Genomic DNA, 25,815 nt, shown 5'->3' on the forward strand with positions numbered 1-25,815 from the left:
TTTTTAATATATATTTACTATACGTATTTGAGTTTATATGAAAGCAGTACTTACAGGCGATATCATAAATTCTAGAGCAGCTACGGGATGGCAAGAACAACTCGTTTCGGTTCTCGAGATGTATGGCACAACCCCAGAAAACTGGGAAATTTATCGTGGTGATAGTTTTCAGCTTTTACTGGATGCCAGCCACGCCCTAAAAGCTGCATTGCATATTAAAGCCACAATAAAGACCAATAGCGCTCTTGATGTACGTATCGCTATCGGGATTGGTGACTATACTTACAAAGCTAACCATGTAACACAAGCAAACGGAAGCGCTTTTGTACACTCGGGAACTGCTTTTGATGCTATTAAAACAAACACGCTCGTCATACAATCTGACTTTAAATCGGTTGATGAAACGCTCAATATTATGTTTTCTCTAGCTTCCCTAACGATGGATAATTGGCCGGCGGTAACTGCACAAATTGTAAAAGCGCGTTTTGAAGAACCTCATCTCAATCAAACCGAACTCAGTCAAAAACTAGACAAAGCACAAAGTGCTATAAGCAAAGCGCTATCTCGAGCCGGTTATGATGAAATCTCAAAAATGCTCAACTTTTACACCGACCAAATCAATAAGCTATGATCGTACTTGCGCTTAAATTAATACTCGCCCACATTTTAGGTGATTTTGTGTTACAACCCACAAAATGGGTGAACCATAAGCTCAAGCACGGCTGGAAATCCAAGTACTTAGTGACGCACGTAGGCGTTCACCTCTTAGCTTTACTGTTCTTGCTTCAGTTTGAGTCTAAATATTTCTTGGGGATTTTGGTCATCATTCTAACACACTATGCGATAGATGCGCTCAAGATCAAGTACACGACTAAGAAGAACAGTCGTAAACTTTTTATCGCAGACCAAATTGCGCATCTGCTCGTCCTTAATCTCGTGTTGTTTTACTACACGCCTTATCAAATTGATTTCAATGAAATCTTTCATCCGAAGGCACTTTTACTCATCACCTTACTATTTTTTGTGACTTACGTTGCCGGAATTCTTATGCGTATCGCGCTTCAACCTTGGCAAAACGCCATTGAACCTAAATCTAAAAAAGAAGGATCTAAAAGCACTTCTCTTGCGGGCGCAGGCAAAATAATAGGAATTTTGGAACGTCTTTTCGTTTTTACATTCATCCTACTCAATACCTGGTCTGCCATCGGTTTTCTCATCACTGCAAAATCAGTATTCAGATTTGGAGACTTAACCGAAGGCAAAAACAGACAACTCACAGAATATGTACTCATTGGTACCTTATTGAGTTTCGGGATTGCAATAGGAACAGGCTTACTCTTTCAGTATTTAAAAACACTAGACATCTTTAATATCTAAACGCCTTCTTTGCGTAATACTTCTAGCGGCGAACTTTTAATCACACTGCGACTGTTGCTCAATCCAATGGCTAAAACAAGCGCTGTAATTCCCGGAAGTAGAACCAAAAATGGAATTGCCGATGGAACAAAAGCGGTATCAAACGCAAAATAAGCGAGTAGTAAACTGCCCAAGAGGGATAGCAAAATACCAGACAGCGTCCCCAAAAGTCCTAGATACAGATATTCTAAACCTTGAATGCGCAATATTTGCTTGCTCTTAGCTCCCATCGTACGCAACAATACACTCTCTCTTATACGTTGAAATTTACTCGTGCGTACCGCTCCTAACAATACAATAATCCCAATAAGAATACTAAAAAACGCCATGAAGTTGATGATGTAGCTTATTTTGGTAAGCAACTCTTCAACAACGCTAAGCACCTGTCTTAGATCAAGGATCGAAATATTTGGAAATGCTTTCACCAAAACCTGCTGAATGGCTGCCGAAGTTTTTGCATCAGGAACCTGCGTGGTGATCACACCAAATTGTGGCGCACGCTCTAAAACACCTGCCGGAAATACAATTGAAAAATTCAGTTGCATTCTACTCCAGTCTACGGTGCGTATGCTTCCTATTTCGGTTTCTAGAAGTCGGCCCTGTACATTAAAAGTCACCCGGTCTCCTACTCCTACCTTTGCATCTTCAGCAAAATTGTTGCTTACAGATATTGGAACAACCTCAGCTTCTTCAATAAGGTTTCCTGTAAATGTTCCTGCTTGTAAAACTTCCGAAGCAATTAAAGAATCCCTATAGGTCGTTCTAAATTCGTGGTTTAAGATCCATCGATTTATATGCACTGTGGTGTCTTTCTTCAAATCGGCATTATCGCGACCGTTAATGCTTTGCACGCGCATCGTCACAATTGGAATTTGATCTAGCGGTGGTAATTCATTTGAAGATAGTGTTTGTGCAACTTCAGTCATTTGATCCTTTTGCACGTCGAGCAAGATCATATTGGCTTGATTGGCTTCACTATCTAAATTGGCCTGAGCGAGCAAAATATCCTTAGTAAAGTAAAGCGTACTTATCAAAAATGAACCAACGCCTATCGCAAGAATCAACACCACCGTTTGATTCTGAGGCCGGAACAAATTACGTAAGCTTTGCCGCGAGGTAAAACTCCAACTCTCGGGAAAATATTTCCGAAGCATACGCATAAATGCGCGCGCGATTCCACCTAGTATACTAAAAACAACGAGAATCCCGCCTAAGAATGATGCGGCATATTTCCAATCTTCTAACAGCCAAAACGCGAATAAAAACACAAAAGTGAGTATCGCAAACGAAACTGCTATCGCTGTTTTTGATGACTGTTGATTGTCTGAAGCACTTACGCGCAAGGTTTGTAGAGGAGAAACCTGCAACGTACTCAACAGCGGATAGAGCGCAAATAAAACCGACATAAAAGCGCCAATGAAGATTCCTAAAAAGATAACCGGCCAAGATAATTTAAGTGCAACATCTACCGGTAATAATCCTTCTAAAAGAATAGGGAATAACTGCTGCAACAACAAACCGGCGATGGTTCCTAGAATTCCACCAACGAGTCCTAAAACACCAATCTGGATCAAATAAATAAGAAATGCCTGCTTACGGCTCGCTCCCAAACATTTTAAAATAGCGACCGATTTGAGTTTGTCTTTGATGTAAATGGTTGTCGCACTTGCAATGCCCACGCATCCTAAAAGTAAGGCGATAAAACCTACCAAATTCAAAAACTTTCCAAAATTTTCATAGCGTCGGCCAAGACGCTCGCTGGTTGACGTGTGCGTATCGAGATCGGCGTCTGCCTCGTCCAACCGATTATCAATTGCTTGATCAAGAAGTTCCATATCTTGATCAGGTGCTTCAAAATAAAACTCATAATCGATTCGGCTTCCCAACTGAACCAAACCGGTTTTTTCTATAAATGGATACGGAATGACCACCGGCGGAGCGATCGCGCTAAAAACTGCATTGCTTCCGGGAAGCGCTTCAACACCACCCAAAACAGGCAATTTTACCTCCCCTATTTTTATCGTATCACCCACCTGCACATCAAGCTGAAGCATCACCGTTGCATCTAACAAAGCGCCTTGCTTTTCTTGAAAATCTTCTGTAGCTGATTCTGGCTGTGTTTCTAATTTTCCATAAAATGGAAATCCGTTACTGATCCCCCGTACTTGCAACAATTTGGTCGCTTGATTTTTTGGAAACAATGCCATAGAAGAAAACGAAATTTCTTCAGCATCTGCTCCTCCTAAAGAATCTACGATAGCTCGCGCTTCTTCAGTTAGTGGATGGTCGCTATCAATTTTAAAATCGGCACCCATCAAGGCTTTTGACTGTAAGGCAATATTATCTTTTAAAGTCTCTCCAAAAGATTGAATCGACACAATGGCTGCAACTCCCAAAATGATCGAAACCATAAAAAGGCTCAACTTCCCGGCACTGGCTTTAAAGTCGCGCCACGCCATTTTTCTCAACCAGCCTAAGCGCAAAGAACTTTTCATACTACTCATAAGCTCGCTTTTGTGAGGTCTGCTATTCTGCCTCCTTTAATGGTGAGAATATTCTGTGTTTTCTGAGCAAGTTCCATATCGTGGGTGACCAAAACTAAAGTGGTCCCCAATTCTTTATTCAACTCAAAAAGCAAATCAACTACGGTTTCTCCGGTTTCAGCATCCAGATTTCCTGTGGGTTCATCTGCGAATAAAATTTTAGGATCATTGGCAAAAGCTCGTGCAAGTGCTACACGCTGCTGCTCCCCGCCAGAAAGTTGCGATGCGTAGTGATTACCGCGATCTCCAAGACCTACTTTTGTGAGTAATTCCGCTGCTTTTTTCATCGCATGCTTAGCCCCTTGCAATTCTAAAGGAACCGCAACATTCTCGAGTGCAGTAAGCGTAGGTAATAATTGAAAATCCTGAAAAACAAAACCTACATCTTTATTGCGCAATAAGGCACGTTCATCTTCAGTCAGGCTACTGAGTTCAACACCATTTAAAGTCACTGTACCTGAATCTGGTTTATCAAGACCGGCACACAAACCGAGTAAGGTGGTTTTTCCACTTCCCGAAGGACCAACTATAGAAAAGGTCTCCTTTTCTGTTATACTAAAGTTAATATCGTCAAGTACCTTGAGCGTTTTTGAGCCACTGGTATAGCTTTTTGCTAAATTTGAGATTTCTAAAATTGATGCCATAAATGGGTGTTGCTAAGGAGAATCTTTTTGGACGCTTTTTTGAACCAAAGCTTACGTAAAACCTATGGTGGCGCCAATAAATGCTTAAAATAATCATTTACCTTTTAAATCTACAATCTTGAAAAATAGAATTCCTTTTTACCTCCTTTTTGTTTTCTTGATCCTTGCTGCGTGTAAGGATGCTAACACCACGAATGCTGAAGAAAAAGAATCCCAAAGCACTTCTGAAACCACTAATGCAGAAGATTTAAATTCCACTTCAAACAGTATTCTATTCTTTGGCGACAGCCTAACTGCCGGTTACGGTCTGGAAGATCCAGACAATGCATTTCCCGGTTTGATTCAGGAGAAATTAGACAGTCTCGGACTTGATTATAATGTGATCAATGCCGGTCTAAGTGGCGAAACCACCGCCGGAGGTAGAAACAGATTAGAATGGGTACTGGAACCTGATGTAGATATTTTTGTTTTAGAATTAGGAGCCAACGATGGTTTACGTGGTGTTTCGGTAGCAGAAACGCGTGAAAATCTGCAATGGATGATTGATAAAGTAAAAGCTGAAGCGCCGCAGGCGAAAATCGTTCTTGCTGGGATGCAGCTTCCGCCTAATTTGGGAAAGGAATACACCACCGACTTTAAAAATATGTTTCCGCAGTTAGCTGAAGAAAATAACATTGCGCTCATTCCATTCTTACTACAAAACGTAGGCGGTATAGAGCGTCTGAATCAAAATGACGGTATTCATCCTACCGAAGAAGGTCATAAACTTGTAGCTGCAAATGTGTGGCCTGTTTTAGAACCACTTGTTCAAGAATAGCAATGGCGCAAAAAGAAACCAACCTCGAGCAGCTCTACGATTACCTCAACGACGAGGAAGATGCAAGGAGTTGCAAGGCAATTGATGAGGAATCCTGCAGAGAAACACCAAAAAATTATTTTCTCATCCTCATAAGTAATATGCTTACTTCTCTGGGTGACACCTTGAGTAATCCTAAAACGGTGCTCACTTGGATTATGAGTTATGTGAATGCTCCTGTGATGCTCATCAGTTTTATTGTTCCTATTCGGGAATCGGGATCGATGTTACCCCAATTGTTTATTGCGCATTACATTAGAAAACGTGCCGTGCGCAAGTACGTTTGGGTCCTAGGTTCGTTTTTGCAATTTCTTGCTATTGCCGGTATCGGGTTGATCGCCTTATCTTTTGAAGGAAGCATCGCCGGTTGGTTAATCATACTATGCTTGATTGCTTTCAGTCTTTCTCGCGGCTTGTGTTCTATCGCTTTTAAGGATGTTCTTGGGAAAACGATTCCGAAGAAAAAACGCGGTAAATTAAAAGGCTATACCTCATCCGTAAGCGGAATATTGGTCTTAGCAGCCGGCTTATTTATTCTTTACCGATCTAAGGGTGATGTTGGTATCGAATTTTACAGCTACCTCATTTTCTTTGCTTCAGCATTATGGCTTATTGCAGCATTGATTTATGCCAACATCAAAGAATTTCCAGGTGCAACCGAAGGCGGCAAAAACGGGCTTAAAGAAGCCTGGAATCGCCTTAGTTTACTCAAGGAAGACAAACCCTTCAGAAATTTTATCATTACCCGTTCCTTACTGCTTTGCTCCGCCTTAACTGCTCCATATTACATTTTGCTTGCCCAGCGCTATGTAGGTAAAGAAGCTTATTTATTGGGTTTGTTCATTATTGCAAATGGCGTCGCTTCAATCATTAGTGCGCCGGTTTGGGGTAAAATGGCAGATAAATCCAGTAAAAAAGTAATGACTTATGCTGCGATGCTTACCGCCGGTTTAGGTTTAATTGTGGTTGGATTAATTCAATTTGTACCCGGTTTGAGTGATCAGGTTTGGTTGTATCCTGTGGCGCTTTTTGTCTTGGGAATTGCCCATCAAGGAGTGCGCTTGGGACGTAAAACCTACATCGTAGATATGGCAGAAGGCAACCGCCGTACCGATTATGTTGCAGTAAGCAACACGCTTATTGGTTTTATCCTGTTAATTACCGGAGGTTTGAGCGCGCTTGCTTCGCTATTTTCTGTTGAAGGTGTTATTGTTTTACTTTCGGTTTTAGGCATTATTGGTGCCTTTAAGGGTTCTACGCTACCCGATGTAGAATAAATGCTTTAAAAATATTCATTTACTAATCAGCAAAAAAAAAAAAACGCCACGTTTTAAGTGGCGTTCTTTCCATAGTTGGATAATGTTATATCGGCTGCATCCTGGATGCCCTTAGATATCAAAGATTACTTCTTTTTAGAAGCAGTCTTCACCGGCTTAACAGCAGCAGGTTTTGTAGCCTGTTTAGCTGGAGCAGCCTTTTTAGATGACTTGTTTTGTGCCATTGTTTGACTCATTTTATAGTACTAATGTATGCCGAAATTTGACACGTTTCACAAAGTGTATGGCGTATTTTAGTTAAATTTATAGTTAATATTTTGATGCTCTTTTGAAGCACTTTTTAACCAATAAATTATGAGTAATCCCAGTAAAATAGAGGCTTATTTTAAAACGGAGCATCCTTTTAAAGATGCTATTTTAACACTTCGATCTATAGTAAACCGAACTGCGCTTGAAGAAACCTTTAAATGGAGTGCTCCCGTGTACACCCTAGACGGCAAAAACGTCGCAGGACTGGGTAGATTTAAACATCATTTTGGAGTTTGGTTTTTTAATGGCTCACTGATAAATGATAAATATGAACGCCTGCATAATGCTCAGGAAGGAAAAACTAAAGCCTTACGACAATTACGGTATACCGATGTTTCAGAGATTAAAGAAGACGAACTTTTATACTACCTCAACGAGGCGATTAGCAATCAAAAAAAAGGATTAGAAGTAAAAGCGGCAAAACCTTCTAAAAATATAGCACTACCTGTTGAACTCACTCAGGCATTCTCAGAAGATCAAAACTTAGAAAAAGCATTTAAAGCCCTTACTCCAGGAAGACAGAAAGAGTATGCCGAGCATATTGCTTCTGCCAAACAAGAAAAAACCAGAATATCCAGACTAGAAAAGTCCACACCGCTCATTCTTGACGGCAAAGGCTTACACGATAAATATAAAAATTGCTAAGATGGCGGCTAATAAAACACAACCCACAGATGCTTCTGTGTTAGATTATATCAATGCTGTGCAACACGAGCAACGTAAGAAAGACGCATTAGAACTCTATGCCATTTTCAACGAACTTCTCCCCGAACCGGCTGTACTCTGGGGCGATAGTTTGATCGGCTATGGAACGTATCATTATAAATACGATAGCGGCCGTGAAGGTGATTTTTTCCTTACAGGATTTTCACCGCGAAAGCAGAATCTTTCGGTTTATATTATGCCGGGTTTTAAGCGCTATACAGAATTGCTTCAACAGCTTGGCAAACATAAAACCGGTGCTTCGTGTCTGTATATCAATAAACTTGCAGACATTGATATTGAGATTCTCAAAAAGCTGATTATCGAATCTGTGGCTTATATGCGTGAGAAATATAAAGTATAAAGTATCTCAACGTATTTACATTTATACTATGCCAATAAAGCAGCTATTTGCACGTTGACCTACCTACAACTATATAATTTAACTATGCGTTTATCCCTTTCTATTCTTATTACAAGTTTAATTTTAGCTAGCTGTGGTTCGGTGAAGAAAGAGAACATCGAGTATTTAGATACGGACTATGAAGCTTCCGCAGAAGCTCCTGAGCTTAATATTTTTCAGCCTAAAGATTCTCTTGTGGCTCACGATGTGCTGATTTTTGTTCACGGTGGAAACTGGAACAGCGGAAATAAAAACACCTACTCGGTACTCGGGCGCAACTTTGCAGGCAAAGATTACCTCACCGTCATTCCCGGCTATACGCTGAGTCCGTATGCGAATTATGATCAGATGACTCAAGAAATTGCCAAAGCCATCAAATGGACGCACGACAACGCCGAAAAATATGGAGGCGATCCCAACCGAATCTTTTTAATGGGGCATTCTGCAGGTGGTCATCTTGCTGCACTGGCTGCTATGAATCCTAAATATTTAGAAAACACAGATTATATAAAAGGAATTATTCTCGACGATGCAGCCGGACTCGATATGTATTCTTATTTGCAAGAAAATCCTCCAGGTGAAGAGGAGTATTACAATGTGACTTGGACCACCAATCCCGAAGAATGGAAAAACGCTTCGCCTTATTATTTTTTAGATGAAAATACACCGCCTATTTTGACCTTGTTGGGGACTAAAACCATTCCGTCACTTTATTATTACAATGATTTATTTCATAATAAACTGCTCGAGTTTCAGCCTGAAGCGCCACTGCTCATTATGAATAAAAATCATACGGCGATGGTGACGCAATTCTTCAATCCGTTGAGTAAGTATTTTAAAGAAATTCAAAATTTCACCTCAAGTATTGAGTAAACTGCCTCCGGGCAAGCCTATCTACCGACAAAGGCAGGCCCACAAGACATTGGTTGAAAACGAATTTTTAATTTCGAGACAAGCCGTGGAGTATCAAATCGTTTTGGTGGCGCCAATAAAAAAGGGACAGTAAAAACTGTCCCTTTTTTATTAATCTTCTTCTGCGATGATCTTGTTCTGTTTAAACGGCCGCACGATAAGTCGGGCTGCTTTATCATAATTGAGATAACTGTAGGTCCAGTTGAAGAAAGTCACCACTCTATTTCTAAAACCTACCAAAAACCATAAGTGTACAAACATCCAAATAAACCAAGCAAGGAATCCACCAAAGTGAATTTTTCCCATATCGACGACGGCTTTATTTCTACCTATGGTCGCCATAGAACCTTTATCAAAATACTTAAAAGGTTCTAGCTCCTCTTTACGCAACATTTTTTTGAAGTTCTTCGCCAGATTTTTTCCCTGCTGAATTGCAGGTTGCGCCAATTGCGGGTAACCTTTTGGGAAATCTTCTGTTTCCATTAATGCGATGTCCCCAATGGCATAAATATTCTGAAAACCGGCAACGCGGTTGTATCGATCTACTTTATAACGATTCAGTTTAGGTAAAAGCGAAGTTTCTTCAAAACCATCAATAGAAGCTCCGGTAACCCCGGCAGACCATATAAAGGTTGCGGTATCTAAAACAAGATCTCCTTTTGTGGTTACGGTATTATTCTCATAATTTCCCACAAAGGTTTCTAAATGAATCGTCACGCCCATATCCTCTAAAAACTTCTGTGCCTTTTCTGAAGACTGCGGACTAAATGGCGGCAAAACGCGATCTGCACCTTCTATAAGGTGTATTTCGATCTCACTGGTATCCATATCAGGATAGTCTGCTTGGAGCACGTTAGAGCGTAATTCTGCTAGAGCACCACTAAGCTCAACACCTGTTGGTCCTGCACCGGCAATAACAAAACGTAAAAGTTCTTTTCGTTTTACGGGATCTTCGGTTCGATTTGCTTTCTCTAGATTTTCAAACATCAAACTTCTAATATTCAATGCCTGTGGAAGACTTTTCATCCAAATCGCATTTTCTTCAATAGTTTTATTTCCGAAGAAATTAGTACGCGTTCCAGTGGCGATCACCAGATGGTCATAATGCAAATCACCAATATCGGTACGCACTTTTTGAAGTTGGGTATCTATGCGGTGCACTTCAGCAAGCCTGAAATGCATATTTTTTTGTTTCCTTATGATCTTCCTCAAAGGATAAGCGATGGACTCAGGCTCTAGCCCAGAAGTTGATACTTGATATAAAAGCGGTTGGAATGTGTGAAAATTTCGCTTGTCGAGTAAAACTACTTGATAATCTGTTTTTTTAAGTTTCTTGATCAGGTTCATGCCTCCAAACCCCCCACCAATTATAACGATGCGCGGTTGGCTAGTTTCAGGAATATTCATGGTAGTTAATTTGTATCAAAGTTAGCTTACAGCCCTCAGACGATTTAATCTTTATCATTATTTTAGCAATAGCTGTAACATATTACCTCGCTTATGTACAAATAAGTCAACTAACAATTTAATATTGGATCCGCAACTTGAAAAACAATTTGTAACTCAGCTTGAAGCCAATCAAAACATTGTGCATAAAATTTGCCGATTGTATACGCACGATCAGGAATCGCACAATGATTTGTTTCAGGAGATAACTATTCAATTATTTAAAGCATATCCAAAATTTAGAGGTGACTCTAAGTTTACCACCTGGATGTATCGTGTGGCGCTTAATACAGCAATCACCCTTTATCGTAAATCTAAGAGAAGGATTAAAACTCAAGATTACGACAATGTGATGTTCAAAATAGCCAGTACCGATTATGATGATACTATAGAAGAACAATTAAAATTAATGTACTCGGCTATCCGGCAGCTTAACGATATTGACAAAGCGCTGGTGTTTCTTTACCTGGAAGACAAACCGTATAGCGAAATTTCTGAAACTTTAGGTATTACTGAGGTGAATGCCAGAGTTAAAATGAACCGGGTTAAAGGAAAGTTGAAAGACTTATTAAAGGTGTAGTACGATGGATGAATTAGATTTTTTAAAAAAAGACTGGAAGCGCCAGGAGGCCGAACTTCCTAAGGTTAGTGTAGAAAGCATCTACACTATGATACATAAACGCTCATCCTCTTTGATGAAGTGGATTTTGTACGTCTCTATTTTTGAATTTGTCTTATGGACAATTCTCAACGTGACAACCGTCAACGCTGAAACCTTAGAGACCTTAAGACAGATACATTTATATGAGTTTGAGATCGTAGGTATCGTTTTACAATATGCCGTTTTAGGTGTTTTTATATTCTTGTTCTATAAGAATTATAAAGATGTACAAACAACAGACAATACCAAGCAGTTGATGCGTCGAATTCTTAGAGTAAGGCGTACCGTAAATTTCTATGTAGCGTACAATCTTATTCTTTTCTTCATCATAGGTATGGTTGTGTTTATCGCTATGCTGAATTTTGATCCTAAGTTTAATGATATCATGATTCAGGCTGAAGACGGCAGTGAGACCATTCCTCTGAGTTTTGTCGCTTTATTTGTCGTATGCCTGCTGGTATTAGTGGCTATGCTTTGGGGCTTTTACAAATTACTTTACGGCATTCTATTAGGGCGTCTAAAACGCAACTATAAAGAATTAAGCAAACTAGAATTACGGGATTAGATCTCGATTAAATTCAGTTAAAACAAAAGCCTGTTTCTACCGAGACAGGCTTTCTTTATGCTCAAAGGTTTCCAAAATCAAAATTTACATTGCCTCAAGGCCACAAAGATTTAAGAAAATCATAATCTTTTTTAGCGCACCTTTAACAAGGCCTCGACTTATTTTTGTGACAAACAACCTATTATGCCCAAAACACTACCTGCGCTGTATTTTTTCCTTTTTGTAGTAGCTTCATTTTCACTTCAAGCTCAAGAATATACTACATCAACAATTAAGCAAACGATACAGGATTTTAAAAAGGATCCTCGTGGTCCCTATTTGCGTATCCGTTGGTTTTGTGAAGATGGTACGATGCGTGAACCCAAAGATCCTTGTCCAGAGGGTGTTGACGGCATACAGCACGCAAGCTACAAGAGCATTACAGAGGATTTAGCCGAAAAAAATCATCTATTTTTTGGTGAAATTTTAGCCGCCGCAGAACATAACGAGTTTTGGGACGAGGCCAATCAACAAAGCAGATTGAAACAATACCAGCTTAATAAATATTTACAAAGTGTAGATAATGGTTGGATTCTGGAAAAAGCACAATATTACCGTGGTGCAATTCAATCTGAAGATGAAGAAGCCTGGGGCATCGAATTTTATGAATGGCTTTTGAAAGATGACGCCCGCTTAGAAAAAAATTATTACCTCATTAGACAATCGCTAAAAGACATTCCTCATTCTGGTGACGACAATATCGCACAGCGTATGCGCAGTGAGTCAAAAGTGATCGCGGAAGAATTTCCTGAGTTTATGGATGTTCGCGTAAAAATTCACGGCCAGCCCGAAGTAAGCGACCTTGCTCTTGTGCAAAATTTCCGTCAGGAATATAACGACGAACTTACTCCGGAGCTTAAAGAGCAATTTGATGCGCTTGTCGCTACACTGAATGAGTACTATTCTCCAATCAACTTAGAGCGCTTAAAAAATGAGGTTTCAAGTATTAAAGGAGAATTTGACGTTAAATCGCAATTGCTTGATTTTACTACAGATTTTGACAACAATACACCCGCATACAACATCATCCCCGAGATCAGTGATCTTTTGTGCAACATTAGAACACAGATCACTCAGGTAAAAAAGGCTTCAGAACGCCTCACTCTTTTAGATGTATCCTTAAAACTAGAAGAAATGCTGCTGAAAAAAACAGCCGACTGGGAACCTGAAGACCTTCGTGAGTTACTAGAAAAAAACTATTATTTGAGTTATGCTACTGCCGGCACCGGACTTTTAGAAGTTTGGGAATGGGAAGAAGTAGCTTCGGTTATTGCTCCTATAAATTACACTACGGTTTCCTTGGCAGAATTGAATTCCATTTTAAATACTTCGCGTAGCATTGTGCAATGGAGTGCTGCGATGGCTAAAGCAAATTACGACGAAGTGGTAGCAAAATACACCGAATTTGAACCGCTTGCCGCGGGCTTTATTGATGATCGCGTGCGATCGTCGGTAGCGCTTCCGTTAGGAAAAACCGTAAGCGAGTTGGGTGATTTTATTTCAACCAAATCAAACCTAGAAAACGATGTGATGCAAATTGATGAGCAAAGCGCTATTCACGGGTTGAATCCGGGATACGCGATGGGCGAATTGGTTGTCGTCTCAGGAAATCCGGATGCGGTCGAAGTTTCAAATAAAAAGATCTACATCTTCAAGCGTCCACCTTCAGACCTAAAACCTGTGGCAGGAATCGCTACGGTAGATGAAGGGAACCTAGTTTCTCACGTACAGCTGCTCGCGCGTAACTTGGGCATTCCTAACGCAGCTGTAAGCGATAAAAATTTAGAAGATCTTGAAGCCTTTAATGGGAAAGACGTATTCTATGCCGTTTCAAGTAAGGGAACCGTGATCCTAAAACTCGCTGCTGCAATGACTTCTGAAGAACAAGCTTTATTTTCTACCGAAGAGCGCAATCAATCTAAAATTGCCGTTCCTATCGAAAAAATACAGCTAGACAAAAAGAGCATTCTCAATATGCGTGATATTGATGCTTCGGCCAGCGGAATCCTTTCTGGGCCCAAAGCTGCTAATCTGGGGCAACTCAAACAAATGTTTCCTGATCACGTGGTTGAAGGGCTCGTGATTCCTTTTGGAATTTTTAGAGATCACATGAATTTACCAATGCCTGGTCAGGGAAAAAGTTACTGGGAGTTTTTAACTGAAATGTTTCAAACTGCCGAAGCAAAACGAAAAGCAGGAACTCCAGAGTCGCAAGTGGTCGATTATCAACTCGCCAAGCTTGCTACTTTAAGAGAGGCGATCAATGCTATGGAATTGAAACCTTCATTCGTTACTGAATTGCGCAACGCCTTCTCTTCTATTTTTGGAAAACCTATAGGGCAAGCCCCTGTGTTTTTGCGCAGTGACACTAATATGGAAGACTTAGAAGAATTTACCGGTGCTGGTTTAAATTTGACGCTTTTTAACGTAGTTGAAGAACAAAAGATCTTAGATGGTATCAAAAAAGTATGGGCATCTCCGTACACCGAGCGAAGTTTCAAATGGCGCCAGGTTTACCTTTCAAATCCTGAAAATGTATTCCCTTCCATTCTTGTGATTCCAAGCGTAGATGTAGATTATAGTGGTGTGATGATCACCAAAGGAATCAATGAAGGAACTGAGAAAGATCTTACCGTTGCCTTTAGTCGTGGTGCCGGTGGAGCCGTAGATGGTCAGGCTGCCGAAACCCGATTGGTAACCTCAACAGAAAGCAAGTTACTCGCACCTGCTCGTCAACCGGATTTCATTCGTTTACCCGCATCAGGCGGAACTAAAGCCTATCAAACAGCTTTTGAATCTTCAATTCTCAACGAAAAAAATATTCAAAGCCTAAGAGAGGTCGCAGAGGAAATTCGTACCAAAATACCGCAAGAGACCAATAGCAATCCCAATTCAGCCTATGATGTAGAATTAGGGTTCCAAAATGACAAATTGTGGCTATTTCAAATACGTCCTTTTGTTGAAAATAAAAATGCTTTGAGCAATGGATATCTTGATTCTATAGCTCCAAAAACAAATCCAGACGAATATATAGAGATGGACAGTAAACTCTAAGTTTTCTGCAATCTCTTCAAATATTCTTATAAAAATCAACTATGAAAAAATTATTATTCTGCATACCGGTAGTACTTTTAGCATTAGCATTTGCCACGCCTAAAAGCTTCTACCCTATTGATGGCTATGAACGCACTGGGATAGATCGCCTTGCTTATTTGCAAAAATTGGTACAAGATAGCGTCGCCTATAATCGCATTCCACCCGGAGCTTATTATTCTATAGATGATATCAAACTGCGACTTACTCAAAAAAGAGACAGCGCTATAACCTATATGCAGGATGATCCAGAACTTCAGAAGAAAATTGGCGGATTGTTTTACGGTTTAGATCAAAGCTATTCGATTTCGGTATTAGATATGACAGACAGTACCAATCTTAAATACGCTTCGCGCAACGAAACCCGAGGATACCAACCTGGAAGTGTGGGAAAATTAGCTATTCTTATTGCAATGTTTGATCAGCTTGAAAAATTATGTCCGGATGATTGGGGAGCTCGATTGAATTTACTCAAGTACAAGCGCGTAAAAGGTGGACCTTTTGCTGTTTACGATCACCATACCATTCCTGTTTATGATATTGAACAAGATAAATTAACACGCAGAACGGCACGCGAAGATGATGTTTTTAGCCTTTATGAATGGATCGATCATATGGTTGCCGTAAGTAATAACGGCGCTGCCAGTGTGGTGTATCGCGAAGCATTATTGCTGAAGGTTTTTGGTGAAAAATACTTTGACCTTACCGATGAAGAAGCTATGCAGTGGTTTAAAGATACAGACCGTGGCGAAGTAACCCGACTGGCCAATGAGGTTGTTAACGAACCCTTGAGAGCCATGGGCATCACCGAAGATGAGTGGAGACTGGGTGGCTTTTTTACTAATGGAGGTGAACGTTATGTAGGTCGTATGGGAGGTAGCATTGGCTCTCCTAAAGGCTTGATGAAGTTTTTAATAAATCTGGAACAAGGGAAAGCCGTTGATTCGCTTTCTAGTCTTGAGATGAAACGCATTATGTATCAAACCGAACGTCGTATACGCTATGCTTATTCGCACGATCTGGATTCAGCTGCTGTTTACTTTAAAAGCGGAAGTTTTTATAAATGTGATAAGAGCAAAGGTCCTTGCGGCGACTATGCAGGAAACGTATTTAATTATATGAATTCGGTGATTATTGTAGAGCATCCTGATGATGGGCCCAAGTATATCGTATGTCTGATGACCAATGTTTTGGGTAAAAATTCGGCTACAGATCATATGTATCTGGCAGGACGTATTGATAAAGCCTTGCAAGAACAAGTTGCTCAAAGCAGAGCGACAACTACAGGTCAATAAAACTAATTATATTTAAAATCTCGAAAACCGACGGTGTGTAACTGTCGGTTTTTTTATATCGGCTTTAACCTTTGTCATCTGATAAATAGCTACATTTACATCGTGTGCGATTTAATCGTAAAAGATATATTATGAAATACACTATTACCCAAAAAGTCTTTAGAATTATTCTAGGTGCTTTGATGGCCTTGGCCGGAATTGGTCATCTAACCTTTCAACGGCAGGAGTTTCAAGCTCAAGTCCCGCGATGGCTGCCTGACGATCCTGCTTTTATAGATTTTGTAGTTTTGGCATCAGGAGTTACCGAAATTCTGCTCGGTCTTTCGATGATCTTTCTTACAAAACACCGTATTAAAGTCGGTTTGATTCTAGCGATTTTCTATGTGCTCATATTTCCCGGTAATATTTCGCAATACACCAATGGCATTGATGCCTTTGGATTAGATACCGATCAAAAACGACTCATTCGCCTATTTTTTCAGCCGATACTAATCATATGGGCTTTATGGTCAACCGGTGCCCTCACTTATCTCAAAAACCTTAAAAACAAAGACTAATGCATTTTTATGATTTAGAAGCAAAAACGCTTCAAGGGAACACTATTCCTATGGCTACCTTTAAAGGAAAAACGGTAATTGTGGTAAACACTGCAAGTAAATGCGGCTTAACCCCGCAATATGAGGGGCTGGAAAGCTTATACCAAAAATACAAAGACGACGGACTCGTAATCCTTGGATTTCCTTGTAATCAATTTGGTAATCAAGAACCCGGTGCAGCTGAAGAGATAAGTGAGTTTTGTCAAGTAAACTATGGGGTTAGCTTTACCATGTTTGACAAAATTGAAGTAAATGGAAGCAATACACATCCTATTTTCAAATACTTAAAATCTGAATTAGGAGGTATCTTAGGCAGTAAAATCAAATGGAACTTCACCAAGTTTCTCCTTGATAAAAAAGGGAATCCGGTAAAACGATTCGCTCCAATAACCAAGCCTGAAAAGATGGAAGCATCGATAAAAAAGCTACTTTAAATGGAAGATGCTTCAGTATTACATCTTAAAAATCAGTTTTGTTTTCCGCTTTATGCAGCGTCAAGACTTACCACAAAGCTTTATGCGCCAATACTCAAAGCTCTAGAGCTCACCTATCCACAATATTTGGTGCTTATGGTGCTGTGGGAAAATGATCAACAAACTGTAAATGCAATAGGTAATTGCTTGCTTTTAGAATCTAATACGCTTACTCCCCTGCTCAAACGTTTAGAACAAAAAAAGCTTTTACAACGTACGCGCTCTAGCAAAGATGAACGTGTGGTTACCGTTGCGCTCACTCAAAAAGGGATTGACCTAAAAAAAGAGGCGCTTTGCATTCCACAGCAAATAACTGCTTTGTTTGAAGACACAACACTAGAACCTAAAAACTTAGAAAATTTTCATCAAACACTGTATAAATTGATCGATGTTTTAAAAGAAAAAACTGCTTAGCTATGCTTTTGCGTTTCGATAAGTGAAGGCTGTAATTTCTTTAAAGCTAAAGACGCAAAAGAACGCACATCTCTGTTTTTTGCGGTGATCTTCAATTCGGCTAACAGTGGTAAGAAGGAAGTATCTCCCAAAAACTGAATCAAATAGATCACGGGCAGTCGTAAATTACCATCCCCCACTTCAATGAGTTTAATAAGCGCTTTATTAAAGCTGATGTCATCGTCTTCTAAAATCTCGTGATATACATCTGCATCCTCAATGATCGCTAGTTCTAATAAGGGTAAAAGGCTATGCTTCAGTTTTGGTGAAAGAATGTTATCTAAAAATTCTATAGCGTTGGCACGGGTATCTCGATCTTCACTTAAAAACCCTTTATACGCTACATCAAGATCTTTACGATCATAATACACGGCAAGCATTTGAAAAATAGTTTCTACCCGTAATTTCAGTTGTCTATCCAGAACTTCGAGAAGTCCTTCCCGAGCCTGAATCAATTCGGTATGATCATCTTCTGGCAGACGTTTATACGCTTCCGCCTTAAAATTATTTCTAATCACTTTTTTACTGCTCACGATATCTCGATACTCAAATGTAAAATGCAGTAATTGCCTGAAAACCGTTTTTGGAAAAAAGTTAAGCTTAGGATTCTTCCCTTTCAATTTGTAAAGCGATTTTGCTGAAGCACGCCTGATGAGGTTATCACGACTTTGCAAGAGCCGTAATAAAATACGTACTGAAGCCTGTGTCTCAAAAGTCTGAATAACCGTAGGAATGTATTTTTTAGCACTGTTTCTTATTCTTTTCTCTGCCTCTCGAGCCAAAAGAATTTCGCTTATTGCTTCTCCATAATCAATAAGCGCAGCGATTGCATCTTTACGATATTGTTTTACCGTGATAAACTCGATAAGTGCGTCAATAAACATCGGTTCTTTAGAGATACCGGCAGCAATAATCGCCTGACTTACAATAAGCGGATTTCTATTATTGAAGTTGGCCGAAATAAAGGAATAAAACTGAGGTATTTTTGCATAGCCAATTGACTTGAGTAAAAAAGCCAATTCCTCGGGCCTGTGATCACTGTCTGGAAGTTCAAGCTCTGCCAGCCACAGCTCAATGCGCAATTCTAAATTATATCGTGCAGCGATCTTTTTATTACGCTGTGACTCTTTGGCAAGGCACAATAAAGCTGCGTGAGCGATATAATCACTACTATGATTAAGATAGCTGTCAAAGATTCGGCTATCGTTAAGCGAGGTATGCAGAATTAGATAATTCATCGCCGCAAAAACAACATCATCATCTTTTAAATGTACCATATTACGCACGGCTTCAAGCGCAGTACCTTCTGGGTAATGATACAATTGATTGATTGCTGCAATCTTAACGGCATCATTATCGTGCTCTAATAAAGGAATAATTTTATCCTTCAGTATCTTGGCATTTCTAGGATTCAAATGATCGAGATAATTTGCAATCTGATCAGGATCTCCTTCGCTTAGAATACGCCTTCCTATCTCAAGGGGCGACTTCCGTTTACGTTTTGTTCCGCCAGAAACTTGTACGGCTTGTTTCAGGCTCTGTCTAAAACTTTTAAAATAAGATTCTCGCACTTTGAAAATTCCGACAATCCAAACTAAAATTAAAAATAGAATGATTACCGTCACATAATTTGAAGAAAGTGATAATCCCTTGATAACAAAGATCAACAAGCAACCCGCAATTCCCGTAGCTACACTGTCTACTACGACATCAATGAATGATTTTGTGCGGTTTTTAACCTCCAGAGATACAGGAACCATGGCAAGTTCTGTCGCTGCTTTATTTACCGACTGTTTTAAACTTCCGTCTAAACCTTTTATGATAATGAGCACCCAAAGTTCTGGGAATGTCAAAAACAGTAAAGAGCCTAACGCAATTCCCAATGGAAGAATTAGTAACGAACTATTAACTCCTAACTTTTCTACAACTCTATTGGTTAGAAATAATTGAATCCCTAAAGAAACTAGATTGAATGTTGAAAACCAAAACCCAAAAAAGGATGCTAATTGATCGGCATCAGGTATCGCTTTACTTGCAAAATCACTGAATTGATAATCAACAAGCTTTGCTACAATAACTCCTAAACCGATGATTAACGCGAGAAAGGTTAAGTGCTTTGATTTTAATAAAATTTTGAACGCAGTATCTCCTAAAATCTTTTGCGATCCTATAGATACCGAACCTCTGCTTACATAGCCTTTTTTATAAATTAAGCTAAGAAGCGGGATACATGCAATTATAAATAAGGCGGCGACCAGTAACATATTTCCGTTACCAATTAAAGGTACGAGCAATGTGGTTAGGTAACCACCAAAAATTCCACCTGCAATTGCTCCAGAACCAATAAACCCAAACAAACGTTTGGCTTCACGTGCATTGAAAACCATATTTGCCAGTAACCAAAACTGACTCGTGGTAAGCACGGCGAAAATTCCGCTAATTACATAAAACGTATAAAGTACCGCACCACCAATAGCATTTACTTTATATAATATGCACAACAAAATAAATGCTAAAGCAAAAAATACCAGAGACACAATAATGATGCGTCTCAGCGAATAGCGCCGTACCGCTTGATTGTAAAAGTAAGACGTAACAATTGCTGTAGCTGCAATAAGTAAATAACCAAAAGCTAAATTATCGGCACCTAAGCCCTTAATGAATAAGGCATTTACCGTAGGTTTTACAATTAGAAGAATGGTTATAATCAAAAAGACGTATAACTGCATGAAAAAAGAGATGGTTATCTCACCATCTCTTATATTAAACGTCTTTTTAAGAAATTTTCTAATCACCTACATTGCCAGCACCCTTTGTAGCACTTGCAAGTAAAGTTCGAGATTTTTGAATAGCTTTTTCTACAGGAAATACTAAATTTCTTATAATTTGTTCTCCATTAGGATCTTCAACAAGAGCTACTAAAATATATCTGCGACCATTATCTCCCCATACAAGAATAGAGTCTGAGTGATATTGCTTCCAAGAACCCGATTTTCTAAACAAACGCGCATTAGGTGCAATACGCTCTAGCGTGTTTACAAACTTGTGATGAAGCGAAGGATTCTCCATAATATCAAGCATCGCTTTAGAACGCTCTGGGCTAACCAATTTTCCGGTTACTAATTTGTAATAAAATCTACAAACTTGCTCTGCAGTTGCGGCGTGACTTAAACCTTTCATAGGATCAGGTCTACGCTCTCCGGCAGCCGCATAGCGTTTTCCTACCCAAAGACCACCACCTTTGTTCTGATCGTATAACTTATAACGGTCACTGGTAAGTACACTAGAAATTTTATCGTAGCCTAAACGATCGATCATACGCGTACTAGCCTGGTTGTTTGATTTACTAATCATCAACCACATGTCTTTTTTGATTTCTGCTGTTTCTTTCAACTCACCTTTTTCAATAGCATCCATCGCCGAAAGCAAAATAGCGATCTTAGGTAAGCTCGCAGCATACATCATTTCTTCACCATTAAGACCAGCATACTGAATCGCATTAGGATCATCAAGACTTACGATACCCACTGCCATACGTTTTTGATCTACAAGACGCTTCATCGTAGGGTCTTTTGAGATCTGATTGTATAGTTGTGAGGTTAATACAGAACTATTGAAATCTTCGAGCGGTGCATCTACACATTCTTTGAAGGGAAGTTCTTGAGCATTTATTTTTGAAGTTATTGCTACTACTAGCAATATTAGGGCTAAACTTAGTTTTCTCATAAACAATTTTGGGTCTGATTGATTTTGGGCTTTAACGCAAAGTTTACATTAATAGTATGCAAAGGTTAAAGAAAAATCAACACAAATTCAACATTTAACATTCTTTACTTTAAATAGTTGCAAGCGCTATGCCAAAGAAATGTTAAAAGACAACTTTTTGTAAAACTATAGTCAAAAACTAAGAATCACCCTGATAGCCCCAGCGTCGCGTTTGATTGAGCTCTTCTTCTTTTTGAAGCTCTTCTTGGGGTATTACTTTTAAAAAAGATGGATGTTGCTCGATCGCATATTCTATCATCTCTACAATATCTTCGACACTATCATTTTGATAATCGATATCCAGAGGTTTTTTGATTTCCATGGTTTGAAGAATTCCACGTTTTTTGATACGAATGCCCTTTTTATCAAAAGATCTTCTAAAACCATCAATTACAATTGGAACCACAACAGGCTTGTACTGTTTTATAATGTGCGCGGTACCTTTTCTAATAGGTTTCCAAGGTTTTGTGGTGCCTTGCGGAAAAGTAATCACCCAACCGTCATGGAGAGCAATTCCTATATTTTCGGTATCACTTAAGTTTACGGGACGGTCAATTTCTTTCCCTTTTGAGCGCCAGGTACGACTTACTGAAACAGCACCGGCATAAGCCATAATACGCGGTAATAAGCCGCTACGCATGGTCTCACTTGCCGCCACGTAATAAATATTCAATTTGGGCTGCCATAAATAGCCCACATTTTTTATGCTATCTACTCTCCCACTCAAGCTGGCGTTAAACACGTGAAACATCGCAACCACATCTGCAAAATAAGTCTGGTGATTGGATACAAACAGCACATTGGTCTCCGGTAAATCTTTAATAATTTCTGAGCCTTCTATTTGCAGCGCATTAAAACCACGGTAGCGCCTGTGCGACATCACACCGGCGACGCGGATTAACCACTTCTTAATGAAGTCGTAATGCCCAAAGGGATTGGTTTTAAAAATTGCCATAAGTTATGTTCTGTAATATGCTGATTATTGCGGAATATAAAATTAATACTTCAAATTCTACTCCTCAAACTTAATCTAATTGTTGAAGCGCCCATTTTACCTCACTCAACATCATAGCTGTCGCTCCCCAAACTACGTGCTCTGCGAGATAGAAAGCCGGGACATTGAGCATCGTGCCGTAGGAAGTGTCAATACGCTGTGTAATCACACTTTTATCATCTAAAAATTGTTTCAGCGAGACTTCTAAAATTGCCTCTACTTCAGCTTCTTCTTTAATAAAACGCGGAGTTTCTTTTACATATCCTATAAACGGCTGAACCCAGAAATTACTTGGTGGTATATAAAGTTTAGTGAGTTTTTTCACCACTTCTATTTCACTTTGCGCGAGACCAACCTCTTCTTCAGTTTCCCTTAAGGCTGTATGTTTAATGCTTTGGTCAACAGTTTCGGCTTTACCACCAGGAAATCCTACTTGATTACTATGTACTCCTTTATAGGTCTTTCTCAAAATAAGCACCAGAGTAGTCTCTCCTTCAGCATTAGGATAAAAGACCGCCATTACTCCGGCCCAACGCGGTTTTTTTGCCTCAATATCCATTTCACTCAATGCGCGAATGCGTTCATCAGGAGCCATTTCAAATTGCGCCTCTTGCCCAAGTAATTGCAAATTGCTTAATTTTGGCATTCTTTTTAAAAACTCATCAAACTGCATATATGCGTACTTCTGTTTACTTATTCCTTAGTTTTTTAATGCTGATAGCAGCCGGTTGTGAAGATAAAAAAACAAAAGAAAAACCTGAGGAATCGCAAACCGTTGAAAAAGTAATAGATAGCACTCCTGAGCAAAAAGCAAAGGCAGAAAATGAGCGTTTAAAGAAAAAAGCCGGATCAATAATCGAGTCTCAGGCAGAGTTAATTCCGTTTTTAACCGAATACGGTAAAAACAATCCGGAGACACGAGCTCGAATTTCTACAGAGTTTGGAGATATAGACATTCAGCTTTATAGAGATACTCCTTTGCATCGTGCTAATTTTGTGCTGCTAGTAAAGCAAGGCTATTTTGATGATACGATGATTCATCGTAACGCAATAGATTTTGTTGTGCAAGGCGGAAACAGTGACGGTTATGAAACTCCCAAAAAACGCCAGCGTATAGGAAATTATTTAATTCCCAATGAAGCTAGCCCAAATCACACTCACGTGCGTGGAGCGTTTTCTGCAGCAAAATATCTAGAGCAAAATATTAGTGACGCTTCGTCTCCTTTTGAATGGTTTATTGTCGTTCCTGAGCGTGGCGCGCATCACTTGGATGGAGAACATACGGTTTTTGGTCGTGTTACCAGCGGAATGGACGTAGTTGACGAAATCAATAAACTGAAGACCGATGATAACGAATGGCCAATTAAAAATGTCTATCTCGAAGTGAAGTTGCTGGATTAATCCTTAAAAATCCCGGTTTCTAACCCATCTAAACTGGTTTGGTTTTTATCGGTCCAATATTCTTTGATGCCACTTTCTCCTTTTTGTTCTGCCCAAACTTTCAGCGTTTCGCGCTCCCCTTTATAGTCCATAAATGGAACACCAAAACCGCAAGAAGTTTGAACAAGGTCAATGTTCAGTTTGAAGATTTGTCTGGAGCCTGCTGTTTCCTCAAAATAGTTGATGTATTCTGAAAATGCTTGATCGCGCTCGTGAAACACTTCAGCCTCGCCATATAAACGTAGAATAAGTGGATTTTTCTCAAAAGAGCAAAACATAATCGTCATGCGTGAATTTTCTAGCATATGCGCTGCGGTCTCATTTCCGCTTCCGGTAAGATTAAGCCAAAGTACTTCCTGATCATTTAGTACATAAAAAGTATCCATTCCTTTAGGCGAAATATTCACGCGCCCTTTTGCAGCGGCGGTGCCTACAAAGAATATTTTTTGCTGCTTTATAAAATCTTGTAATGCCTGCGTAAGTTGCGGAAGCTTTTTGCCCATGACTCGATGTTTTTATAAAACTACAAAAGTAATGCGTAGTCTGTTACAGTTCTGACTTGCTATAAATTGAGGGTAATTGAACCTCATAGATAACCGCAAGCGTACGTATAATTACGACCAAAAGCCCTGAAAGAATGGCATTAATTCCGGGAGCTATACCATAATGATGTAATATTACATACAGCGCTCCTCCTGCGATACAAGCACTCGCATAAATTTCCTTTCTAAAAATCACCGGGATTTCATTACATAGAATATCGCGTATCACACCGCCAAAACAAGCGGTTATGGTACCCAAGGCTACACAAATTACCGGATCAAGATTGATGAGTAAGGCAATTTCTACACCAGTCACCGTATACAGCGCAATCCCTATGGTATCAAACAAAAATAAAGAGCGGCGTACGTAGCGTAACTGCTTTCTGAAGATTATACCTACGATTGTGGTTAAAACAATGATGTAGACAAAAGTCGAATCAAGCAACCAAGACACCGGAGATTTCCCAATTAACAAGTCTCGCAAAGTACCACCACCCACTGAGGTTACTGTAGCAATTATAAGAATCCCAAAAAGATCCATGCGTTTTTTAGTCGCAGTGATCACCCCGGAAATCGCAAAAGCAATAGTCCCTAAAATGTCTATTATGCTTGCAATATTTTCCATTACTCCTGAGTATAGTAATTATAATCTTTGAGTACGCGATCAACAAAACTTAACGGAGTTTCTTCAGGTGTTACTTGCATCGTAGTTGACAACTTTTGACTCAGTTTAAGGATAACATTATGCTTACCAAATCTGCGTGCCTCGGTGTAGATCGTTTTTATTTTTTGCATATCGGCATCAGTAAAAACAGTGACCTGAGGATATTTTGGCACATAATCTTCTTCAATTGTCTCTAGAATAGTATGACTCAATTGCACTTTTTTACGCTCTGTGATTACGGTAGTTCCGGCAGCGATATCTCCTAAACGTTGCCCTTTTCCATTTAAAAGAATGGTAAAAACAGCTACTCCGCCAGAGGTAAGAGTGATGTCTATTGTACGCATCAACCAGCGCACAAAGTAACTACCGAAGCCTGGTTTTGATCCGTCAATTTTAACCACCCGTAAACCTAAAGCTGCTTTTCCCGGAGTACGCCCGTCCCAAAAGGATTCTAACAATAAAAAGTATAGAAATGAAGGAATCCCGATAAGCATAAAGTAGATATTGATCGATCCATTTGTATTAGAATCCAAGCCGAAGGCAGAAAGCAAATAGATAGAGGCGATCCAGTATGCACCTAAAATCAAAAGGTCTATCAAGTAGCCTAAAATACGATCACCAATTCCTGCAACTTGCTGCTGAATGCTCACGTTTTGTGCAGTTTCTATTTGAAAATTATCCATTAAATTGCTTTCTTTACTCGGTAAACGAGGTTTAAAATACGTTT

Annotated in this window: 25 protein-coding genes; 15 read left to right on the forward strand and 10 right to left on the reverse strand. The window is 39.6% G+C overall.

Annotated elements, in window-relative coordinates; translation table 11 throughout:
• The first annotated feature begins 37 nt into the window (after positions 1-37).
• Positions 38-631, forward strand: coding sequence for a SatD family protein (locus MED217_RS10155; RefSeq protein ID WP_009780426.1), 594 nt, complete (start codon positions 38-40; stop codon positions 629-631).
• On the forward strand, positions 628-1,377 hold the full coding sequence (locus MED217_RS10160; RefSeq protein WP_009780427.1) for a DUF3307 domain-containing protein: 750 nt from the start codon (positions 628-630) through the stop codon (positions 1,375-1,377). Before MED217_RS10155 ends, MED217_RS10160 begins: the two co-directional genes overlap by 4 nt.
• Here the strand turns inward: MED217_RS10160 and MED217_RS10165 are convergent.
• Both MED217_RS10165 and MED217_RS10170 read right to left on the reverse strand, forming a co-directional pair.
• Positions 1,374-3,920, reverse strand: coding sequence for an ABC transporter permease (locus MED217_RS10165; RefSeq protein WP_009780428.1), 2,547 nt, complete (start codon positions 3,918-3,920; stop codon positions 1,374-1,376). The genes MED217_RS10160 and MED217_RS10165 overlap by 4 nt on opposite strands.
• A complete protein-coding gene (locus MED217_RS10170; RefSeq protein ID WP_009780429.1) occupies positions 3,917-4,603 on the reverse strand; it encodes an ABC transporter ATP-binding protein in 687 nt (228 codons plus the stop codon). Before MED217_RS10170 ends, MED217_RS10165 begins: the two co-directional genes overlap by 4 nt.
• A gap of 118 nt (positions 4,604-4,721) precedes the next feature.
• Between MED217_RS10170 and MED217_RS10175 the strand changes: the two genes are divergently transcribed.
• The 5 genes from MED217_RS10175 to MED217_RS10195 all read left to right on the forward strand — a co-directional run bounded on the left by MED217_RS10175 (position 4,722) and on the right by MED217_RS10195 (position 9,023).
• Positions 4,722-5,420: an arylesterase gene (locus MED217_RS10175; protein WP_009780430.1), complete on the forward strand. Its 699-nt coding sequence runs from the start codon at positions 4,722-4,724 to the stop codon at positions 5,418-5,420.
• A 2-nt stretch (positions 5,421-5,422) separates the two neighbouring features.
• Complete coding sequence (locus tag MED217_RS10180; protein ID WP_009780431.1) at positions 5,423-6,736, forward strand: MFS transporter; 1,314 nt, start codon at positions 5,423-5,425, stop codon at positions 6,734-6,736.
• A 354-nt stretch (positions 6,737-7,090) separates the two neighbouring features.
• Complete coding sequence (locus MED217_RS10185) at positions 7,091-7,690, forward strand: YdeI/OmpD-associated family protein (RefSeq protein ID WP_009780433.1); 600 nt, start codon at positions 7,091-7,093, stop codon at positions 7,688-7,690.
• Between the two features lies 1 nt (position 7,691).
• A complete protein-coding gene (locus MED217_RS10190) occupies positions 7,692-8,111 on the forward strand; it encodes a DUF1801 domain-containing protein (protein ID WP_009780434.1) in 420 nt (139 codons plus the stop codon).
• Between the two features lie 84 nt (positions 8,112-8,195).
• Positions 8,196-9,023, forward strand: a complete 828-nt coding sequence (locus MED217_RS10195; RefSeq protein WP_009780435.1) for an alpha/beta hydrolase — start codon at positions 8,196-8,198, stop codon at positions 9,021-9,023.
• A 150-nt stretch (positions 9,024-9,173) separates the two neighbouring features.
• On the opposite strand, the gene MED217_RS10200 is transcribed toward MED217_RS10195, so the two are convergent.
• Entirely contained in the window at positions 9,174-10,469 is a 1,296-nt protein-coding gene (locus MED217_RS10200; RefSeq protein ID WP_009780436.1) for an NAD(P)/FAD-dependent oxidoreductase, read from the reverse strand.
• Positions 10,470-10,593: 124 nt separating this feature from the next.
• Between MED217_RS10200 and MED217_RS10205 the strand changes: the two genes are divergently transcribed.
• The 7 genes from MED217_RS10205 (at position 10,594) to MED217_RS10235 (ending at position 17,644) form a co-directional block, all read left to right on the forward strand.
• Entirely contained in the window at positions 10,594-11,088 is a 495-nt protein-coding gene (locus tag MED217_RS10205; protein WP_009780437.1) for an RNA polymerase sigma factor, read from the forward strand.
• A gap of 4 nt (positions 11,089-11,092) precedes the next feature.
• On the forward strand, positions 11,093-11,734 hold the full coding sequence (locus MED217_RS10210; protein ID WP_009780438.1) for a hypothetical protein: 642 nt from the start codon (positions 11,093-11,095) through the stop codon (positions 11,732-11,734).
• Between the two features lie 183 nt (positions 11,735-11,917).
• The gene (locus MED217_RS10215) at positions 11,918-14,827 is read left to right on the forward strand and encodes a PEP/pyruvate-binding domain-containing protein (RefSeq protein WP_009780439.1); all 2,910 of its coding nucleotides are present in this window, start codon (positions 11,918-11,920) and stop codon (positions 14,825-14,827) included.
• Between the two features lie 41 nt (positions 14,828-14,868).
• Positions 14,869-16,161, forward strand: a complete 1,293-nt coding sequence (locus MED217_RS10220) for a serine hydrolase (protein WP_009780440.1) — start codon at positions 14,869-14,871, stop codon at positions 16,159-16,161.
• 131 nt (positions 16,162-16,292) lie between these two features.
• Positions 16,293-16,718 carry a DoxX family protein gene (locus MED217_RS10225; protein WP_009780441.1) on the forward strand — a complete coding sequence of 142 codons (426 nt, stop codon included), beginning with the start codon at positions 16,293-16,295 and terminating at the stop codon, positions 16,716-16,718.
• Positions 16,718-17,191 (forward strand): glutathione peroxidase, encoded by a 474-nt coding sequence (locus tag MED217_RS10230; RefSeq protein ID WP_009780442.1) that lies wholly within the window; start codon positions 16,718-16,720, stop codon positions 17,189-17,191. The genes MED217_RS10225 and MED217_RS10230 overlap by 1 nt, the downstream gene beginning before the upstream one ends.
• Positions 17,192-17,644: a MarR family winged helix-turn-helix transcriptional regulator gene (locus MED217_RS10235; protein ID WP_009780443.1), complete on the forward strand. Its 453-nt coding sequence runs from the start codon at positions 17,192-17,194 to the stop codon at positions 17,642-17,644. It abuts the gene before it with no gap.
• Here the strand turns inward: MED217_RS10235 and MED217_RS10240 are convergent.
• The 4 genes from MED217_RS10240 to MED217_RS10255 all read right to left on the reverse strand — a co-directional run bounded on the left by MED217_RS10240 (position 17,641) and on the right by MED217_RS10255 (position 23,115).
• Positions 17,641-20,412, reverse strand: a complete 2,772-nt coding sequence (locus MED217_RS10240) for an NTP/NDP exchange transporter (RefSeq protein ID WP_050759325.1) — start codon at positions 20,410-20,412, stop codon at positions 17,641-17,643. The genes MED217_RS10235 and MED217_RS10240 overlap by 4 nt on opposite strands.
• Before the next feature lie 58 nt (positions 20,413-20,470).
• Positions 20,471-21,409, reverse strand: a complete 939-nt coding sequence (locus MED217_RS10245; protein WP_009780445.1) for a serine hydrolase — start codon at positions 21,407-21,409, stop codon at positions 20,471-20,473.
• 178 nt (positions 21,410-21,587) lie between these two features.
• Complete coding sequence (locus tag MED217_RS10250; RefSeq protein ID WP_009780446.1) at positions 21,588-22,403, reverse strand: lysophospholipid acyltransferase family protein; 816 nt, start codon at positions 22,401-22,403, stop codon at positions 21,588-21,590.
• 70 nt (positions 22,404-22,473) lie between these two features.
• The gene (locus tag MED217_RS10255) at positions 22,474-23,115 is read right to left on the reverse strand and encodes an NUDIX hydrolase (RefSeq protein WP_009780447.1); all 642 of its coding nucleotides are present in this window, start codon (positions 23,113-23,115) and stop codon (positions 22,474-22,476) included.
• A gap of 2 nt (positions 23,116-23,117) precedes the next feature.
• Between MED217_RS10255 and MED217_RS10260 the strand changes: the two genes are divergently transcribed.
• Complete coding sequence (locus tag MED217_RS10260) at positions 23,118-23,843, forward strand: peptidylprolyl isomerase (protein ID WP_009780448.1); 726 nt, start codon at positions 23,118-23,120, stop codon at positions 23,841-23,843.
• Here MED217_RS10260 and MED217_RS10265 read toward each other — a convergent pair.
• From MED217_RS10265 to MED217_RS10275, 3 genes are read right to left on the reverse strand one after another with little or no spacing between them, the layout of a single operon-like run.
• Positions 23,840-24,385, reverse strand: coding sequence for a pyridoxamine 5'-phosphate oxidase family protein (locus tag MED217_RS10265; protein WP_009780449.1), 546 nt, complete (start codon positions 24,383-24,385; stop codon positions 23,840-23,842). The genes MED217_RS10260 and MED217_RS10265 overlap by 4 nt on opposite strands.
• 43 nt (positions 24,386-24,428) lie before the next feature.
• Positions 24,429-25,049, reverse strand: coding sequence for a trimeric intracellular cation channel family protein (locus MED217_RS10270; protein WP_009780450.1), 621 nt, complete (start codon positions 25,047-25,049; stop codon positions 24,429-24,431).
• The gene (locus MED217_RS10275; RefSeq protein WP_009780451.1) at positions 25,049-25,771 is read right to left on the reverse strand and encodes an RDD family protein; all 723 of its coding nucleotides are present in this window, start codon (positions 25,769-25,771) and stop codon (positions 25,049-25,051) included. The genes MED217_RS10270 and MED217_RS10275 overlap by 1 nt, the downstream gene beginning before the upstream one ends.
• Between the last annotated feature and the right edge of the window lie 44 nt (positions 25,772-25,815).

The organism is Leeuwenhoekiella blandensis MED217 (assembly GCF_000152985.1).
Taxonomy (GTDB): Bacteria; Bacteroidota; Bacteroidia; order Flavobacteriales; family Flavobacteriaceae; genus Leeuwenhoekiella; species Leeuwenhoekiella blandensis.

Bases quoted from the DNA above. Each gene is read 5' to 3' on its own strand.
- MED217_RS10250 (WP_009780446.1), bottom strand. From the start codon at position 22,403: ATGGCAATTTTTAAAACCAATCCCTTTGGGCATTACGACTTCATTAAG.
- MED217_RS10235 (WP_009780443.1), top strand. From the start codon at position 17,192: ATGGAAGATGCTTCAGTATTACATCTTAAAAATCAGTTTTGTTTTCCG.
- MED217_RS10200 (WP_009780436.1), bottom strand. From the start codon at position 10,469: ATGAATATTCCTGAAACTAGCCAACCGCGCATCGTTATAATTGGTGGG.
- MED217_RS10225 (WP_009780441.1), top strand. From the start codon at position 16,293: ATGAAATACACTATTACCCAAAAAGTCTTTAGAATTATTCTAGGTGCT.
- MED217_RS10260 (WP_009780448.1), top strand. From the start codon at position 23,118: ATGCGTACTTCTGTTTACTTATTCCTTAGTTTTTTAATGCTGATAGCA.
- MED217_RS10270 (WP_009780450.1), bottom strand. From the start codon at position 25,049: ATGGAAAATATTGCAAGCATAATAGACATTTTAGGGACTATTGCTTTT.
- MED217_RS10245 (WP_009780445.1), bottom strand. From the start codon at position 21,409: ATGAGAAAACTAAGTTTAGCCCTAATATTGCTAGTAGTAGCAATAACT.
- MED217_RS10190 (WP_009780434.1), top strand. From the start codon at position 7,692: ATGGCGGCTAATAAAACACAACCCACAGATGCTTCTGTGTTAGATTAT.
- MED217_RS10230 (WP_009780442.1), top strand. From the start codon at position 16,718: ATGCATTTTTATGATTTAGAAGCAAAAACGCTTCAAGGGAACACTATT.
- MED217_RS10185 (WP_009780433.1), top strand. From the start codon at position 7,091: ATGAGTAATCCCAGTAAAATAGAGGCTTATTTTAAAACGGAGCATCCT.
- MED217_RS10215 (WP_009780439.1), top strand. From the start codon at position 11,918: ATGCCCAAAACACTACCTGCGCTGTATTTTTTCCTTTTTGTAGTAGCT.
- MED217_RS10165 (WP_009780428.1), bottom strand. From the start codon at position 3,920: ATGAGTAGTATGAAAAGTTCTTTGCGCTTAGGCTGGTTGAGAAAAATG.
- MED217_RS10275 (WP_009780451.1), bottom strand. From the start codon at position 25,771: ATGGATAATTTTCAAATAGAAACTGCACAAAACGTGAGCATTCAGCAG.
- MED217_RS10160 (WP_009780427.1), top strand. From the start codon at position 628: ATGATCGTACTTGCGCTTAAATTAATACTCGCCCACATTTTAGGTGAT.
- MED217_RS10210 (WP_009780438.1), top strand. From the start codon at position 11,093: ATGGATGAATTAGATTTTTTAAAAAAAGACTGGAAGCGCCAGGAGGCC.
- MED217_RS10195 (WP_009780435.1), top strand. From the start codon at position 8,196: ATGCGTTTATCCCTTTCTATTCTTATTACAAGTTTAATTTTAGCTAGC.
- MED217_RS10155 (WP_009780426.1), top strand. From the start codon at position 38: ATGAAAGCAGTACTTACAGGCGATATCATAAATTCTAGAGCAGCTACG.
- MED217_RS10180 (WP_009780431.1), top strand. From the start codon at position 5,423: ATGGCGCAAAAAGAAACCAACCTCGAGCAGCTCTACGATTACCTCAAC.
- MED217_RS10255 (WP_009780447.1), bottom strand. From the start codon at position 23,115: ATGCAGTTTGATGAGTTTTTAAAAAGAATGCCAAAATTAAGCAATTTG.
- MED217_RS10170 (WP_009780429.1), bottom strand. From the start codon at position 4,603: ATGGCATCAATTTTAGAAATCTCAAATTTAGCAAAAAGCTATACCAGT.
- MED217_RS10220 (WP_009780440.1), top strand. From the start codon at position 14,869: ATGAAAAAATTATTATTCTGCATACCGGTAGTACTTTTAGCATTAGCA.
- MED217_RS10240 (WP_050759325.1), bottom strand. From the start codon at position 20,412: ATGCAGTTATACGTCTTTTTGATTATAACCATTCTTCTAATTGTAAAA.
- MED217_RS10265 (WP_009780449.1), bottom strand. From the start codon at position 24,385: ATGGGCAAAAAGCTTCCGCAACTTACGCAGGCATTACAAGATTTTATA.